The 15,950-nt window shown below is 55.1% G+C and carries 14 protein-coding genes and 1 riboswitch; of the genes, 13 read left to right on the top strand and 1 reads right to left on the bottom strand.

What is annotated here, in order from left to right; translation table 11 throughout:
• Nucleotides 1-252: 252 nt before the first annotated feature.
• The 5 genes from R50912_RS27060 to R50912_RS27040 all read left to right on the top strand — a co-directional run bounded on the left by R50912_RS27060 (nucleotide 253) and on the right by R50912_RS27040 (nucleotide 8,854).
• Nucleotides 253-5,229 (top strand): WIAG-tail domain, encoded by a 4,977-nt coding sequence (locus R50912_RS27060; RefSeq protein WP_042239288.1) that lies wholly within the window; start codon nucleotides 253-255, stop codon nucleotides 5,227-5,229.
• Nucleotides 5,230-5,443: 214 nt separating this feature from the next.
• On the top strand, nucleotides 5,444-6,289 hold the full coding sequence (locus R50912_RS27055) for a glycosyltransferase family 2 protein (RefSeq protein WP_042239285.1): 846 nt from the start codon (nucleotides 5,444-5,446) through the stop codon (nucleotides 6,287-6,289).
• A complete protein-coding gene (locus R50912_RS27050; protein WP_081956678.1) occupies nucleotides 6,286-7,341 on the top strand; it encodes a glycosyltransferase family 2 protein in 1,056 nt (351 codons plus the stop codon). Before R50912_RS27055 ends, R50912_RS27050 begins: the two co-directional genes overlap by 4 nt.
• Entirely contained in the window at nucleotides 7,338-8,075 is a 738-nt protein-coding gene (locus R50912_RS27045; RefSeq protein WP_042239283.1) for a glycosyltransferase family 2 protein, read from the top strand. The genes R50912_RS27050 and R50912_RS27045 overlap by 4 nt, the downstream gene beginning before the upstream one ends.
• A 47-nt stretch (nucleotides 8,076-8,122) precedes the next feature.
• Complete coding sequence (locus tag R50912_RS27040; protein ID WP_042239281.1) at nucleotides 8,123-8,854, top strand: sugar phosphate nucleotidyltransferase; 732 nt, start codon at nucleotides 8,123-8,125, stop codon at nucleotides 8,852-8,854.
• A gap of 29 nt (nucleotides 8,855-8,883) precedes the next feature.
• Here R50912_RS27040 and R50912_RS27035 read toward each other — a convergent pair whose 3' ends face one another.
• The gene (locus tag R50912_RS27035; protein ID WP_042239278.1) at nucleotides 8,884-9,456 is read right to left on the bottom strand and encodes a GNAT family N-acetyltransferase; all 573 of its coding nucleotides are present in this window, start codon (nucleotides 9,454-9,456) and stop codon (nucleotides 8,884-8,886) included.
• A 536-nt stretch (nucleotides 9,457-9,992) separates the two neighbouring features.
• Between R50912_RS27035 and R50912_RS27025 the strand changes: the two genes are divergently transcribed.
• From R50912_RS27025 to R50912_RS26990, 8 genes are all read left to right on the top strand, one after another.
• Nucleotides 9,993-10,286: a nucleoside-diphosphate sugar epimerase gene (locus R50912_RS27025; RefSeq protein ID WP_081751236.1), complete on the top strand. Its 294-nt coding sequence runs from the start codon at nucleotides 9,993-9,995 to the stop codon at nucleotides 10,284-10,286.
• A gap of 27 nt (nucleotides 10,287-10,313) precedes the next feature.
• Nucleotides 10,314-10,655 carry an alpha-helical endospore appendage domain-containing protein gene (locus tag R50912_RS27020; RefSeq protein WP_042239271.1) on the top strand — a complete coding sequence of 114 codons (342 nt, stop codon included), beginning with the start codon at nucleotides 10,314-10,316 and terminating at the stop codon, nucleotides 10,653-10,655.
• Nucleotides 10,652-10,942, top strand: a complete 291-nt coding sequence (locus tag R50912_RS27015; protein WP_042139766.1) for a hypothetical protein — start codon at nucleotides 10,652-10,654, stop codon at nucleotides 10,940-10,942. The genes R50912_RS27020 and R50912_RS27015 overlap by 4 nt, the downstream gene beginning before the upstream one ends.
• Before the next feature lie 20 nt (nucleotides 10,943-10,962).
• Complete coding sequence (locus tag R50912_RS36075; protein WP_216626658.1) at nucleotides 10,963-11,367, top strand: FliH/SctL family protein; 405 nt, start codon at nucleotides 10,963-10,965, stop codon at nucleotides 11,365-11,367.
• A gap of 189 nt (nucleotides 11,368-11,556) precedes the next feature.
• Nucleotides 11,557-12,081 carry a GNAT family N-acetyltransferase gene (locus R50912_RS27005; RefSeq protein ID WP_042239269.1) on the top strand — a complete coding sequence of 175 codons (525 nt, stop codon included), beginning with the start codon at nucleotides 11,557-11,559 and terminating at the stop codon, nucleotides 12,079-12,081.
• A 139-nt stretch (nucleotides 12,082-12,220) separates the two neighbouring features.
• Nucleotides 12,221-12,319: riboswitch (purine riboswitch) on the top strand.
• A 62-nt stretch (nucleotides 12,320-12,381) separates the two neighbouring features.
• Entirely contained in the window at nucleotides 12,382-13,719 is a 1,338-nt protein-coding gene (locus tag R50912_RS27000; protein WP_042239267.1) for a 5'-deoxyadenosine deaminase, read from the top strand.
• 264 nt (nucleotides 13,720-13,983) lie between these two features.
• A complete protein-coding gene (locus R50912_RS26995) occupies nucleotides 13,984-14,622 on the top strand; it encodes an RNA polymerase sigma factor (protein ID WP_081956677.1) in 639 nt (212 codons plus the stop codon).
• Nucleotides 14,622-15,854, top strand: coding sequence for a hypothetical protein (locus R50912_RS26990; protein ID WP_042239264.1), 1,233 nt, complete (start codon nucleotides 14,622-14,624; stop codon nucleotides 15,852-15,854). The genes R50912_RS26995 and R50912_RS26990 overlap by 1 nt, the downstream gene beginning before the upstream one ends.
• Nucleotides 15,855-15,950: the final 96 nt, after the last annotated feature.

Below are 15,950 nucleotides of genomic sequence, written 5' to 3'. Positions count from 1 at the left end.
GTTCGTTCCTCCCGTTATCTTGAAGTAGCTTCCCGGCTGATTTTTCGTCTCCTGTCATTGTATGTGTGTACGTGCCCGTCAGGGTTGGACGGATGCGCGGCGGCAGATGCCCTTTTTTGAAAGGCGAGAATGGAATTCCTTTATACGCTCATCTTTTTCTTAAGAAAGCTTAGCCGGAGGAATGGTGTCATCAGCCCATACTACTGCATATGATGCCTAGGAGAAACAACAGATGGAAGGAGGAGACTGCTTGTGAAGAGTTCCAAAAGAAATCAGCCTCGCAGTTCAAAAAAACGGCTCTATTATGTAGATGATCCCAATAAGACTGAACTTAGCATGTTGAAAAGCAGTCCCAAAATACTAGAAGGCAAAGAATCTGCTGCTGTAGAAGCGGTGGATACAGTGGACCGGACGCTGCAGGTCAGCGGGGTGGAAACCCTGGAAGCACCGGAGGCGGTCCGGCAGATGTTGCTTGAACCAGAGGCTATACAGGAACCGGTAGTGGAAGAGGATCAGGAGCAGCATGAGGATGTTGAATCTCTGGTGGAGCCGGCTGTCCTTGTACCCGTGGAAAAAGAGCGCCTGCAGCCCGTCTATACCGATGATCTGTCCGATGCGGCAGTCACCGGTGCCAAGATTGCTCCGCGCACGATTGACGGGTCCAAGCTGAAGTTCGGCATCATTGGTACACCATGGCTGCAGGACTATGCCGTGCAGAACATTAACATCGCGGACAAGGCGGTTACTTCCTCTAAGATTGCTCCGGAATCCATTGCCGGTGAGCATCTGGCGGAAGGCAGTATCAGCGGGGGGAAGCTGCTGGATCATTCCATTGGCGGAGAAAAGCTGAAGAATGGCAGCATCGGTCCGGAGAAGCTGGCGGACCGGATTATTGGCGGAGGGCAGATTGCCGACGGAGCCATCAGCAGCCGGCATCTCAGTGAGTTCATCATCACGGCGGAGCTGCTGGATGACGGTGCGGTTACCGGAGAGAAAATTCTCAGCAGCAGTATTGTCAGCCGCCACATCGGCAACGGCAGCATTGACCGCTCGAAATTGGCAGATGAAGCGATAACCGGTGACAAAATCGCCGATGGAGAGATCAGCGGCGTCAAGCTGGGCGACGCTGTGATTGAAGGCCGCCACGTAGGTGAAGGCGTCATTACATCGAAGCATCTGGCTCCTGGCGCAATTGGACGGGAGCAGCTAGCTACCCGGCTGATTGGGAAAGAGCAGCTTCAGGCGGGCATCATTGACGGCGGGCATCTCGCGGACGCAGCAGTTGGATCACGGCAGATCAAGGAGAAGGCTGTCCGCAGCCAGCACTTAAGCCCGGAGAGCGTAAATGCGGAGCATATCGCTGACGGGGAAATTGGAAGTAGGCATCTGGCGGACCGCAGTATTTCATTCGTGAAGCTGGCAGAGGGTGCAGTGGGTACAACACAGCTGATCGAGCAGGCGGTGACTTCCTCCAAGATCGCGGACCAGAGCATCCTGCCGCATAAGCTGGCTGATGAAGCGGTAACCACACGCCATATCGCTAAATCCGCAGTACGCGGACCGCAAATTGCCCTGCAGGCCATCACCTCGGCTCATCTGCAGCGCGAAGCCGTAGACAATTCCCACCTGGCTATGGAATCCGTCGGATCTGCGCAGCTCCAGCAGCATGCCGTTCTTGCTGGGCATTTGGCTCCCGGGGCCGTTACGGAAGAGCAGCTGGCGTATGACTCTGTTACGGGAGAACATCTTAGTCCCCAGAGTGTCAGCTCAACCAAGCTGGCGGACGGGAGTGTCATTTCCGCCAAGCTGGCCAGCGGTGCGGTTGGCGGAAATGCCCTCGCCAGAGAAGCGGTAAGCGGAGAACATATCGCCGTCTGTGCCGTTGAAGAGAAGCATCTGGCCGATGGCAGCATCAGCAGCCGCGTGCTGCAGGAGGAAGCGGTTCACGCTGAACATCTGGCTCCGGGAGCTGTAGAACGCAGGCATCTCGGGGAAAATAGTGTAACTTCATCCGCCCTGCAGTCCGGTTCGGTATCGGGAGATAAGCTGGCTTCGGGAGCAGTGAAGGAAGCACACCTCGCTGCGAGTATTGTACAGCCGCATCATTTGGCCGACCATGCGGTAACTTCATTGAAATTATCGCCGGAGAGTGTTTCGACAGACAAACTTGGCGATCTATCGGTTACCTCGATCAAGCTGGCTGACGGCAGTGTGAGTGCTTCAAAGCTGGCAGCTTTAGCCGTGCAGAGCGAACATTTAGCAGCAGGTGCCGTTGGACCGGATTCCATCAGCGATACATCGGTGCAGGGCAGACATCTCGCGCCGGGAAGTGTAGGCGGAGCGCATATCCGTCCGATGTCCGTCGGTAACGGACATATCATTCCCAGCTCTGTATCCTCTATCCAGATTCAGGATGGCAGCATCGGTGCGGCCAAGCTGGCGGAGGGTGCTGTAGCCTCCCGCCATCTCGCGGCCGGAAGTGTAGCTGGCAGCCACTTGGCTGAATCCTCGGTAGAAGGACAGCATATAGCCGGCGGCAGCATCAGCCTGACTCATCTGGCGGCAGAAGTCCGCAGCGGCGAGCTTCTGCCAGACGGCAGTATCAGCGGGGAGAAGCTGGCCCCGGGGGCTGTGGAATCCGTCCATCTGGCCCCGGACAGTGTGCAGACTATCCATTTGACGCCGGAAGCCGTAGAAGGGCAGCACATTCGTGCTGGTGAGATCACGCTGGCGCATCTGGCACAAGAAACGCGCAGTGCAGATCTTCTGCCGGATGGCAGCATCGTAGGCAGCAAGCTGGGAGCAGGTGCTGTCGGGGCCTTCCATTTGGCAGCAGGCAGTGTATACAGCGGGCATCTGGCTGTAGGTGCGGTAGACAGCCGTCATATCCGGCCCGGCAGCATCCAGCTGGCACATCTGTCCCAGGATACACTGACCTCAGATCTGCTGCCGGATGGCAGCATTAGCAGCGAGAAGCTGGCCGCAGGTGCGGTAAGCTCGCTGAATCTGCAGCAGGAGAGCATCTATGGCGAGCATCTGGTTGACGGTATACTGCAGGAACGGCATTTGCATTCCGGCCTGATCAAGCTTGAGCATCTGGCAGATGAAACCCGGAGTGCGGAGCTGCTGCCGGACGGCAGTATTGGCGGAAGCAAGCTGGCGGCAGGTGCGGTGGGCTCCTTCCATCTGGCTGCGGGCAGCATCTATGGCGGTCATCTGGCTCCAGATGCAGTGGACAGCCGCCATATCCGCACCGGCAGCATCCAGCTCGCACATCTGGCCTCCGAGACGCTGAGCGCCGAGCTGCTGCCGGATGGCAGCATTGACGAAAGTAAGCTGGCTGTAGGAGCTGTACATTCACAGCATCTGCAGCTGGAGAGCATCCACGGCGAGCATCTTGCGGGTGAATCGCTTGAGGAGCGGCATTTAAGTTCGGGTATCATTAAGCTGGAGCATCTGGCAGACGAAGTACGAAGTGCTGAGCTGTTGCCTGACGGCAGTATTGGAAGCAGCAAGCTGGCGGCAGAGGCAGTGGGGCCGCAGCATCTGAAGCCGCAGAGCGTCCACGGAGAGCATGTCGCGGATGGGTCGCTGGAAGGGAATCACTTGGCCTCCGGCAGCATCCTGCTGGAACATCTGGCGCAGGAAGTCCGCAGCTCTGAGCTGCTGCCGGACGGCAGTATCAGAGGAAGCAAGCTGGCGGCAGGCGCAGTGGGCTCTGTTCATCTGGCTTCCGGCAGCATCTATGGCGGTCACCTGGCACCGGAAGCAGTGGACAGCTGCCACCTGCGCGCGGGCAGCATCAAGCGTGAGCATCTGGCTGAAGATACGCTGAGCTCCGAGCTGCTGGCAGACGGCAGCATTACCGGCAGCAAGCTGACGGCAGGCGCAGTAGGTGCCCAGCATCTGCAGGCGCAGAGCATTCAGGGCGGACATCTGGCAGACGGTGCGCTGGAAGAACGTCATTTAAGCAGCGGGATTGTGACGAAGCTGGAGCATCTCGCAGCGGAAGCGCGCAATGCAGGTCAGCTGGCAGACGGCAGCATTACCGGCAGCAAGCTGGCGGCAGGCGCAGTAGGTGCCCAGCATCTGCAGGCGCAGAGCATTCAGGGCGGACATCTGGCAGACGGTGCGCTGGAAGAACGTCATTTAAGCAGCGGGATTGTGACGAAGCTGGAGCATCTCGCAGCGGAAGCGCGCAATGCAGGTCAGCTGGCAGACGGCAGCATCACTGGCAGCAAGCTGGCGGCAGGTGCAGTAGGTGCCCAGCATCTGCAGGAGCAGAGCATCCAGAGCGGACATCTGACAGACGGCAGCATCACCGGCAGCAAGCTGGCGGTAGGCGCAGTAGGTGCTCAGCATCTGCAGGAGCAGAGCATCCAGAGCGGACATCTGACAGACGGCAGCATCACCGGCAGCAAGCTGGCGGTAGGCGCTGTAGGTGCTCAGCATCTGCAGGAGCAGAGCATCCAGAGCGGACATCTGACAGACGGTGCACTGGAAGAGCGTCATTTGGGCAGCGGTATTGTGAAGAAGCTGGAGCATCTCGCAGCGGAGACTCGCAATGCAGGGCAGATAGCAGATGGCAGCATTACCGGCAGCAAGCTGGCGGCAGGCGCAGTAGGTGCTCAGCATCTGCAAGGGCAGAGCATCCAGGGCACGCATCTGGCAGACGGCAGCGTTACCGGTGAGAAGCTTGCACTTGGCAGCATCGGAACCAAACATCTGGCAGAAGGCACAGTAGGGAATGCTGAGCTTCAGGATGAAGCGGTGGATGCTTCCAAAATCACTTCATTTGCCATTCAATCCCGCCATCTGGAAGAAGACAGTGTGCAGAGCTATCATATTGCTCAAGGAGTGGTGACCGGAGACCATCTGGCGCCCGGATCAATTAATGCCGAGCATCTGTCATTCAGTCCGGTACAGAGTGCCGGGAACCGGGAGGTTCTGCAGCAGTTCGGGATGACGGCCTTCATGTTTAATGGAGACGCACAGAGCGTTGATGTTACTGTCTCTTTTGATGAAAGCTTCGGCCATACCGGCTATGTGCTGGTCGCCATGACCAACCAGCCGTATTTCCATGCTTCGCTGAAGAACAGATCGGGCGGGGACGCGACGATTGAAGTAGTGCGCCTGCGCGAAACACCTCACTTCTATGGAGTGCTGTCCTGGATCGCCCTCGGTTCGCCTCTGGTGAAGCCGGCTGCAGATCATCGTGTGTTTGATTAGAGCGGAAGATAAACAATGCGAGAGCGCAGCCCCCGGCTGCGCTCTTTGTGTTGATAAGGCCTGCGAAATCCGGGTTCAACCGGACTCCGGCAGCGGGAGGGCATTTGTCCAAATTTCTGCACGAAGGGAGACACTTGCCGTTACCCGGGACAGCGGATTACATAGACTGTGATGTAACCCTCAGCCCGGAGACCATGCCCTGCAAGGAAGGTGGATGAGCTTGAAGCACACACGTACATCTGCCCGCCGCACGGGGCGGCGGGCTTTGCAACCCAAGCGGCGGATTTCCCGGCCGGTGCGCCCTGCCGTGCCGTTCCCTGCGGCCAATCACCCCGCTCCCTATGTGTCGGTGATCATTCCGGCTATGAATGAAGCCGGAACGATTGGCAAGGTGATTGCCGGAGCCAGGGAAGTCCATCCCCGCTGTGAGGTTATTGTTGTGGTTAACGGTTCTGCCGATAATACGGCAGAGATTGCATTGTCCCTGGGGGCACATGTCATTCACTTCGAGCAGCCGCTCGGTCATGATGTGGGCCGCAGTGTTGGAGCAGAGGCGGCCAAGGGAGAGGTCCTGCTCTTCATTGACGGGGATTTTGTGCTTAACGCTTCACAGCTGCGTCCCTTTGTGGCCGCAGTCAGTCGTGGAACAGATGTGGCTCTGAATGATTACTCCGGTCCGGTCCGCCAGGAATTCCCGCATCCGGTGGTACTCTCCAAGCATGTGCTCAACATTATGCTTGGCCGTCCGGACCTGAAGGGCTGTTCGCTGACGGCGGTGCCTCATGCACTCAGCCGCAGAGCTCTTGCCTCTCTGGGGAGCGTGTTGTCACGGCCGCCTCTGGCACACGCGCTTGCGGTGCTTGAGGGCCTGCAGGTGAAGGCCGTGCATAAGGTGCCGGTCGGCAGGCTGAATGCCGTACGGCCCAAGCGGGCGGGAACGGATCCCTTGCGTGAGGTTATTCTCACAGATCATCTGGATGCGGCAGGTCTGGTCCTTCAGCGCAGAGGCGAACGAGCAGGCTTCATTGACGGCAACCGGCGAAGGGGGATGGTGAGATGACAGCAGCACTGGAGCCTTCACCCGGACATCGGCAGGAGCTTCACGTATCTTCCCGTGTAAAAGCATCGGGCAGCGGCAGGGCTTCTGCCCGGCGCACCCGGCTGGGCAGCTCCGCCTCCCGGAGTAAGGCGGCCAAATCAGCCGGTACTTCACCCCGCCGGAGCATCGCCGCCAAAGCCGCAGCTGTCCGGCGGCCGGCGGCCGGTAAAGCGGGTTCCCGCCGCACGGCCGCAGGGGCTTCTACCTCCCGCAATGCTGCCGGCAGCAGAGCAGGACAGCAGCTGCCGGCTCTGCACGGTTCATTGTCCGTGGTTATCTCGGCCAGGAATGAGGAGCAGACATTGTTGAAGCTGCTTGATCAGGTAACCCGGCTTAAGCCGCTGGAAATTATTGTCGTGCTTAACGGCTGCAGCGACCGCAGCTTCCAGCATACCCGGCTGTGCCCCCAGGCGACAATTGTGCATATTCCGGAATCTGCCGGACATGATGTGGGGCGGTCGCTTGGTGCCAAGCTCAGCCGGGGGGATATTCTGCTGTTCTTGGACGGGGATATGGTGATTCCCGCCCGGAAGATGTCTCTTTTTGCGGAGGCGGTGGATGGCGGTGTTGATGTAGCCTTGAATGATCTTGATCATCTGCTGCCGCCCTTTGCCCTCAGTGATGCGGTTACCCGCTGCAAAATGTATCTGAATGCCGTACTGGGCCGTAGTGATCTGGGCGTCAGCTCGATGACAGCTGTTCCCCATGGCTTGTCAAGGAAGGCGCTGGAGCTTATCGGCTATCGTGAGCTTATGGTGCCGCCGAAAGCGCATGCGCTCTCGATTATGCGGCAGCTGCGGGTGGAGAAGGCAGGCACGGTGAATGTGATCAAGCATAACCGGCTGCGCCAGAGCAACACAGGAGCCGGAAATGCGATGGAACAGCTGATCGCCGGTGATCATGCCGAGGCGCTGGCCCAGGTTCTTGGAGAGCAGCAGGCAAGCGGGCAGTTGTCCGAGGGCCATCTGCAGGAGCAACGCCGGCAGATGGCCGCGTGGAGGAATGCCCTATGACACTGACCAGCATTATTATTCCAACGTATAACAGGCTCGGCTTGCTGCGTTCCTGTGTTGAATCAATTAGGGCGTATACGGATTCACCCTATGAAATTATTGTAGTCGACAATGCTTCAAGTGACGGAACGGATGCTTACTGCCGCACGAATAAGCTGACTTTTGTTTCCCTTCCGGAGAACCGCGGCTTTCCGCTGGCCTGCAATCTGGGGTTGCAGCTGGCTGCGGGAGATGAGCTTTTGCTGCTGAACAATGATGTTATTGTGTCGCAGGGCTGGCTGGCGAATCTGAAGAGCGCCTTGTACTGCGCCCCGGATATCGGGATGGTCGGTCCGGTGACCAATTATGCCAGCGGACGGCAGCAGGTGGAGACGGGTTATACGGATATTGCAGGTTATCATGCTGAAGCCCGTCTGGCGAATGCTCCGGATGCGGCGAAACGGCTGGAGACCAGAAGGCTTGTAGGGCTGTGCTTATTATTTAAAAGAGAGCTCATGGATATCATCGGCCTGCTGGATGAACGCTTTTCACCGGGACATTACGAGGATGATGATTACTGTTACCGCGCCAGAATTAGGGGGTACCGGCTGCTGATCGCGGGAGATTGTCTGGTACATCATGAAGGCAGCGCCAGCTTCAAGGAAGTCTACTCGTCCTCACTTCAGGAGCTGGTAGAGCGTAACCGCAGATTATTTATGGAGAAATGGCATGTAGATCCCGCACAATTCATCTGAGGAGCCAGGCCAAAGGCTTAAGACATAGATAAAGAGGAGGAAAGTAAGTGAAAGGAGTCATACTGGCGGGCGGAACAGGAACAAGGCTTTACCCATTGACCCGGCTTATGAACAAACATTTGCTTCCGGTCGGCAAATATCCTATGGTGTGTTACGGCATTGACCGGCTGCGCCGGGGGGGGATAACCGATATTCTCCTGGTGATCAGCAAACAGTCTGCAGGACAGTACACCGACTTCTTGGGCAGCGGCGCGGAATTCGGAGTATCCCTGACTTACAAAATCCAGGAAGCTGCAGGAGGCATCGCGGAAGCGCTCGAGCTGGCAGAAGGATTTATTTTGCCGGGGGAACGGTTTGTTGTGCTGCTTGGTGACAATCTTTTTATGGATGATCTGAAGCCTTATGTGGAGAGTTATCTGCAGCAGCCGCAGGGGTCGGCGAAGGTGTTATTGAAACCGGTCGATGATGCGCGGAGATACGGGGTTCCGGTGTTTGACAGCGGAGATTCGTCCCTGATTGCTTATATCGAAGAGAAGCCCGAGCGTCCGAAGACTAAATTCTGTGTGACAGGCATTTATATGTACGACGAAGCGGTATTCGATATTATCCGCCGCGTATCCCCTTCCAACAGGGGGGAGCTGGAAATTACCGACGTGAACAATATTTATGCCGCAGAGCGCAAGCTTAGTTATGATGTGCTCAAGGGCTGGTGGAGTGACGCGGGAACGTTCCAGTCCTTGCGCGAAGCCGGAGAAAAGCTGAGAGATACGCTGCCCTGAGGGGCAGCTTTTTTAGTATAGATTAGAATTTATATGCTTTGGGGTCCCTGCAAAGTACCTGTATTCTCAGCGGAGCTAAAGCCGATGGCGGGCCGGGGGATTCTCCACCAGAGCAGGTCTTCGGTCTCCCGGTACAGCTCTGCATCCAGATGCTGCAGCACGCGGTGCGAGGCAGTGTTATCCTTCTCGGTATCCGCAATAACCCAGCGTGCATCCGAATGGTTGAAGATCCAGGCCGTGATGTGCCGCACTGCTTCCGTAGCGTAGCCTTGCCCCCAGTACCTCTCATCGATGACATAACCAAGGATGACCTCGCCTTGTTCATTCGGCCCGCCTTTGAGGATTAGGAAGCCGATAATCCGCTGCTCCTCCTGATGAATAATAGCCCAATTGGTCAGCCACGGATAGTTCTGCTCATCCTGCAGAACCTTGGTGTGCCGTACCCGCATGGCATAACGCATTTCTTCGTCGTCCAGCAGAGTTGGGGATGCGGTTACGTTCAAGCTCAGCGACTGCTCCGCCGCCGCGTAATTGTCCAAGGCCAGCGCCAGTTCAGCTGCAGTCAGGGGCCGCAGATTCAGACGGTTGTCTGTAAGTCTCATAGATTACCTCCAGTTCCACGCCGGATACATAGATCCGGACAACAATAATAAAGCTACAATATCAACCAAGCATAGTCTGCTGTTGAGCTGATTGTCAATATCCTCCAGCCGGTAACCTTTCCGTTAGCCGTGGCCTTATCCGCTCCAGTCCCCACGAGTTCCCCGCTATTGCCCCACGAGTTCTCCGCCACTGCCCCTCCAGTCCGTCTCGAAGGAAGCAGTTGGATTTTCTCCACTTAATAATCCCGTTTTGTCTTTTGTATCCACCCTAAGTGGAAAAAAGGCATTTAATTCTTCCCTAATGTACTTTTTTGCCCAGCCAATATAGAAATAGTTGCTCTTTTTCCACTTGTTGCTCTGATTCCCGGTCATTCGATTAATTTAGGTGACGTTTTTCCACTTAATAGCCGCAGCCTCTGGAGCCGCAGCTCTAAGCTGTCATGAAATACGCGGTCCTTCATAACTTGCGGAGTATCTCCGGCACCGTCACGGCTGATGCCGCATATGCTGTAGCAGGGCGTTTGAGCAAAGGAGACATGAAGGTGCAGAGTAAAATTACAAAAGTCCTGCAGCACATGGCCCATACGCACGAACAGATGGCTCGGATTCTCGACGCCGAACGCCACGTAGCCGTCCGTATGTCGCAAATAGTTCACGATCTGCCGGATGCGGACCCTGATTTCGGCGGATTCAGTGGGCTGGTAGAAAGCTCAGGTCAGGTTAACAAGAACATTATTGCTTACTTGAATGCACTTGCCGATCTTGAAGAAGCGATGGCAGAGGGAGTAGGCAGAGTGATCAAGGAACTAAACGGTCAGGAAGAAGAGTAAAGCGTAACCTGCGCAAGGAGGCGGAAGATGAGCAGAGAAAAGGCTTATCTGCAAATGCTGGAGTCGACCGCTGTAATCCAGTGGAACATCGCGATGATTCTCGAGGCCAAAGCGGTGGAAGCGGAAAAAGTGAAGCAGTGGACCCATCATCATATCCACGCTAGAGCATTCGACTCCCATGATGACCAGTTGAAGGAATCACTCTCCATCCACGAAGTGATCGTAGAGATGGTGGAGGGGCTGACGAAGCTGGAGAACGGGCTGTACAGTAATCTGAAAGCAGTACTGGGCAGCGGTGAAGATGAGGGCGGCGGTGACTTCGGCGGAGACGGCGGGGATGGCTTCAGCTTCGGAGACGATAGCAAATGAGCGGCGGGCTTCTCTCCGAACATGCCGTCAAGCTGGAGATGATCCGCTCGATCGCCCGCAGTCAAGCCGCGCTCGCAGCCATCCTCGAGAGCATTGCCGAAGTTACAGGGCAATCGGAGCTGACAGCCCGCAAGCTGAGCGACAATATCAGGATTCTGAGCGGGTACCAGAGTTCAATGTGCCGGATGATATCCGGTATTTCACTGCATGAGCCCAAACAGGGAGTTCCTGCTGCGCCATGGCTGAGCAAGGATTGCTCAGAGGGTACCGCTGCAAGAAGTAGATGAAGTACAGGAGGAGTAGACAGATGAAGAGAAAGAGACTTGGCAAGCTGCGCTCAGGCAGCAAGGGCCGCAGACGCACACTGCTGTTGTCACGGAAGACCAGGGTGCGCAGAGGCCTTGGACGCAAAACGCGCAGAGGACTGATCCGCAAGACTGGCAAGAGAGCGCCGCTGCTGCGTAAGAAAAGAAGACTCCGCCGCCGGCTTGTCCGCAGGGTGCATGTGGTTCAGCCGCCGGTACAGGTTGTTCCGGCAGTCGAAGCGCCGCCGGTAGCGCAGGTAGTCCCGCTCCCCCCGGATCTGGGCGTCCCTCCGGAGCTGCCGCCGGGAGACGCCTTTCAGCAGGGCTACACCGAAGCATACAACGTGGGGTTCGACGCAGGTTTCGCCAAGGGCTTCGAGGACGGGCATAAGCTGGAGCTGGGCTGAGAGAGCAGCGGCCGTGGCCTAGAAGTAGAAGGTGAACGGCTATAGAGGTTGGCAAGTTCTCCTGCCGCCTCTATAGCCTATGGACGAGACTGGAAATGGCGGCCTATCGGAATTTTCGCCCGGATATGGTAGACTTCTTAACAGAACTTTACCGGGTTCAAATGCCGGGTAGGAAAGCGGGGGCTATACATGACTCTGAATGAGATACGTAGAGCACAGAGCAGCGAAATCGGGGAGATTATGGATCTGATTTCTAAATGTGTACAAGTTATGCAGGCAGGCGGAAGCGATCAGTGGGATGAGAGCTACCCGAACCACGAAGTCCTTATGGGGGATATGGATGCAGGTACATTATTTGTCTGTATAGACAACGGGGCCATTGCCGGTATTCTTGTATTGGATGAGAATCAGGCTGAGCAATATGAAGCTGTGGAATGGACGCAGCAGACAGGCCAGCATCTGATGATGCACCGGCTTGCAGTGCATCCTGAGATTCAGGGCAAAGGGATTGCCCGCCAGCTGATTGCATTCGCCGAAGAGCTCGCCCGCAGCAGCGGGTACAGCAGCATCCGGCTGGACACTTATGCGAAGAACGAGAGGGCACTGAAGATTTATCCTTCACTTGGCTATGTGCAGAGAGGCGAGATTCATTTTCCCGGCCGGGTAGCGGCTTTTCCTGTATTTGAGAAGGTGCTGAAGGAGATTACTGGGTAGTTTATGTAATGTTATATTACATGTATAAGGATAATAATAGCTAATATTTCATTTTAATCTGTTCGAAATAGTTTTATGTTAATATTTATAACTTGTGTTGACAGAAAAGTTGTCTTTACTTTATGATGGGATTATTCAGAAGCAATTGAATAGTCCTTTTCGTATATCCTTAATAATTGGTTTAAGGGTCTCTACCGGGAACCGTAAATTTCTGGCTACGAAAATATGCTGAGGCATATTTTTGTGGCCTTTTTGTGTTAGTCATCAGCTGGACATCAACAGAACAAGGGGGAATGGGTTATGGCGAACATCCTGATCAAGCATGCGGAGATTATTACAATGAACAAGCAAGAGGAGATTATATACGGGGATATCCGCATCAAGGATAATCTGATTGTGGAGATCGGCAGCGGCCTGGAGGCGCAGGGGGAAGAGACGGTAATTGATGCCAAGAACCGCACGGTGATTCCAGGCTTTGTGCAGACCCATATTCATCTGTGCCAGACATTGTTCCGCGGCAAAGGCGATGATCTGGAGCTGATGGACTGGCTGCGCAAGCGGATCTGGCCGCTGGAGGCGGCGCATGATGAGGAGTCGCTGTATTATTCCGCTATGCTCGGCATTGGGGAGTTAATTACAAGCGGCACAACGACCATTGTGGATATGGAGACGGTGAATCATACAGACTTTGCCTTCCAGGCAATCGCAAAAAGCGGCATCCGCGCCTTGTCCGGCAAGGTGATGATGGATCAGAAGAATGCGGATGCACCGGCGGCGCTGCAGGAGGATACCGCAGCTTCTCTTCAGGAGAGCGTGGATCTGCTGGAGAAGTGGAATGGATATGGCAACGGGCGGATTCAATATGCGTTTTCCCCGCGTTTTGTCATTTCCTGCACCGAGCCGCTGCTGAAAGAGGTACGTAATCTCTCGGAATATTACGGGGTCAAGGTGCACACCCATGCTTCCGAGAATCTGGGGGAGATTGAGATTGTACAGGCGATGACCGGTATGCGTAACGTGGTGTATCTGGATCATCTGGGATTGGCTAATGAGCGCCTGATTCTGGCCCACTGCGTCTGGCTTGATGAGGAGGAGAAGCGGATTCTGCGGGACCGCGGAGTTCATGTCAGCCACTGCCCGGGCTCCAACCTGAAGCTGGCCTCCGGCATCGCCGACACTCCGGGAATGCTGCATGATCACATCCATCTTAGCCTTGGCGCGGATGGTGCCCCATGCAACAACAACCTGGATATGTTCAATGAAATGCGTCTGGCGGCGGTGATCCAGAAGCCGCAGCATGGGCCGACCACGATGGACGCCAGAAGTGTGTTCCGGATGGCAACGATCGGCGGCGCGAAGGCGGTGGGCATGGAGGATCAAATCGGCAGTATCGAGGTTGGCAAAAAAGCGGATCTGGCAATCCTCAACCTGTACAATTTCCATACCTTCCCTTCCTATGATGTAGATCCAATCTCGCGGATTGTCTATTCGGCCACCCGTGCGGATGTGGAAACGACGATTGTGGACGGACAAATCCTGATGCATAAGGGCTTGCTGAAGACCGTCGATAAGGAAACCGTGCTCCATGAAGCTAACCGTTCCATCAAAAGACTGCTGGTGAACACCCCGCTGGGGTAGCGGCTGGCATTTTAACGCAGCTACAAGTCTAGGCGAACGCTGGGCAAAGCTCTAGTTCAAGCTAAATACGATGCAGGGGACCCCGGTCCTCTGTTTTTTTTGAAGAGATAAGAATTTATATGCTTCGCGCAATAAATATTCCTTATCTTTCTCGCTGAAACGGAAGCCGTCCTTTAAAAGGACGGTGTAGCCGTTTCTACTTGGTAAAATACACGCTGTATCAGCGGAAATATTGTATTATAGGCAGGCTGGATGATAGGATGAATGAAATTTTTATTAGAAAAAGTGAACCCACCTTCCACTCTTGAGGTCAAATATAGTGAGGTGAACCCATTGGAACTGGATGGATTGGAGCAGGCAGAGGCTATCAGTGAAGAGCAGCTGCAGCAGATAATGAAGCTTTATGGGGAAGATGTGTGGAATTATATTTATTTTCTGACTAACAACAGTGATCAGGCGGACGAGCTCACGCAGGAGGTGTTCATCAAATGCTATTACCGGATCGGAACCTTCCGGGGAGCTTCCTCGCTCAAAACCTGGCTGTTCACGATTGCCCGCAATACGGTATTCTCCTACCGCAAATCGCGGTTTTTCCGCTCTGGGCTGTGGGGCGGGATGCAGCCGTTACCTGCTGCGCCTCAGGAGCGGCAGGATGCTGCGGGGCAGGCGGCTGTTGCCCGTTCGGCGGAGATGGAATATCTCGGTAACCGGCAGGTGGATGAGATCTGGAGCATGATAATGAAGCTGCCGGATAAGCTGCGTGAGGTGCTGGTGCTTGATCTTAAGGCAGAGCTGTCGGTCCGGGAAATCGCTGAGCTGATCCGGATATCCCCCGGCACCGTCAAATCGAGGCTGCACCGCGCGCGTCATAAAATCCAGGACAAACTAAGGAGGATGGAGTAATGGATAAGCGTGAACGGGAGCCGCAGTGGTATGAACTGGCCCGTAAAGGCCCGTTTCCGGAAATGAAATTTACGGAAGAAGCTGCCGATAGAGTGGCCCGGCAGATTGGAATGGACGGTTCCTCACTACACCAGGTGCTGTCATCCGGCCGGCAGCGCAGGGTGATCCGCCTGCGGATACTTTCCGCCGCCGTCATCCTCCTGTTGTTGTTCGGAGCCGGGGCGCTGGTTCTGGGAGGCGATGGGTTTGGGCGGTCTGGCGGCTTTAATCCGTTACAGGTAAGCAGCACCGGAATAATCGATCCGCCGGTTGCGGGCCAGGTTGATCTTACGGATGAAGGGCTCAGGGCGACCGCTGAACAGGTAATGCTTGAGCAGCTGGGAAAGAAGCTTCCCTTTGTGAACCTAGAGCAGCTCGAGGGGGAAGAAGAAACCCTGGCTGAATTTAAAGATGGCGATAGTTTTGCTAAAATCTGGTTTGAAACAGAGACTGGCAAGGTAGTGCGGACGTATATGGATACCTTTTTCACTCCTGAAGAAATCGATTCTAAATTCATTGATCAAGCGATGGATCAGCTGCGGAAAGCTGGTTACAAGGGGGAATTCACAGTTACCGCGCTTCACCATTCCGTCCACTACGGGACAAACGCTGATGAGCAGGGCATACAGACCGATGACGGTCTCATAGCAGAGGAAGGGCAGATTGATTACGAGAACGGCGTCTACCGCAGCTCGACGTTCAGAATGGGCGAGGATGAGGTGACTGCGGAAGTGAAGCAGGCGGGTCTTAAATCGATAAAGCTGCTTAGAGAGCAGGGAACAGAGCACTTATACTCAATCAGCCGCACCGTGGCCACGAAGTGGGATATACTCGTTCTAACCTATGGAGAAAGTGAACATGGGGCTACTACAGTACTTATGGACTATGCTACACAAGAAATAATTCAAGTACTCGATATTTCACTCTACGATGAGAAGTCATTCAGCTCCGCCGATCCAAATACGAATCTGATGGATATGCTGGATATGGATAAGGCCAAGCTTCAGCTTGCGGCTGCTGCCATCGCCGATGAAATGTTCGGCATCCGGCTGGAGGATTATACATTTGTCAAAGAGATGTCGGGCATAGGTACGATTGCCTTCAAAAGCCCGGACGGAGCAACTGTGATTACCGGCTCGTATAATCTGGACGGAGTCTTTTACATGATGCAGCAGACTGACGCTGTCGAATAATCTTTTAATATGAGCCCTGAATAGAATTCCTGATTTTCAAATGAATTAATAGTGCTTTAACCAGGACGCATGCCCCGCCAGGGCGGCGTCTTTTTA

Source organism: Paenibacillus sp. FSL R5-0912, assembly GCF_000758605.1.
Lineage (GTDB): Bacteria > Bacillota > Bacilli > Paenibacillales > Paenibacillaceae > Paenibacillus_AQ.
The sequence above is the reverse complement of the archived record's forward strand: the minus strand, read 5'-3'. Positions and strand labels throughout refer to the sequence as shown.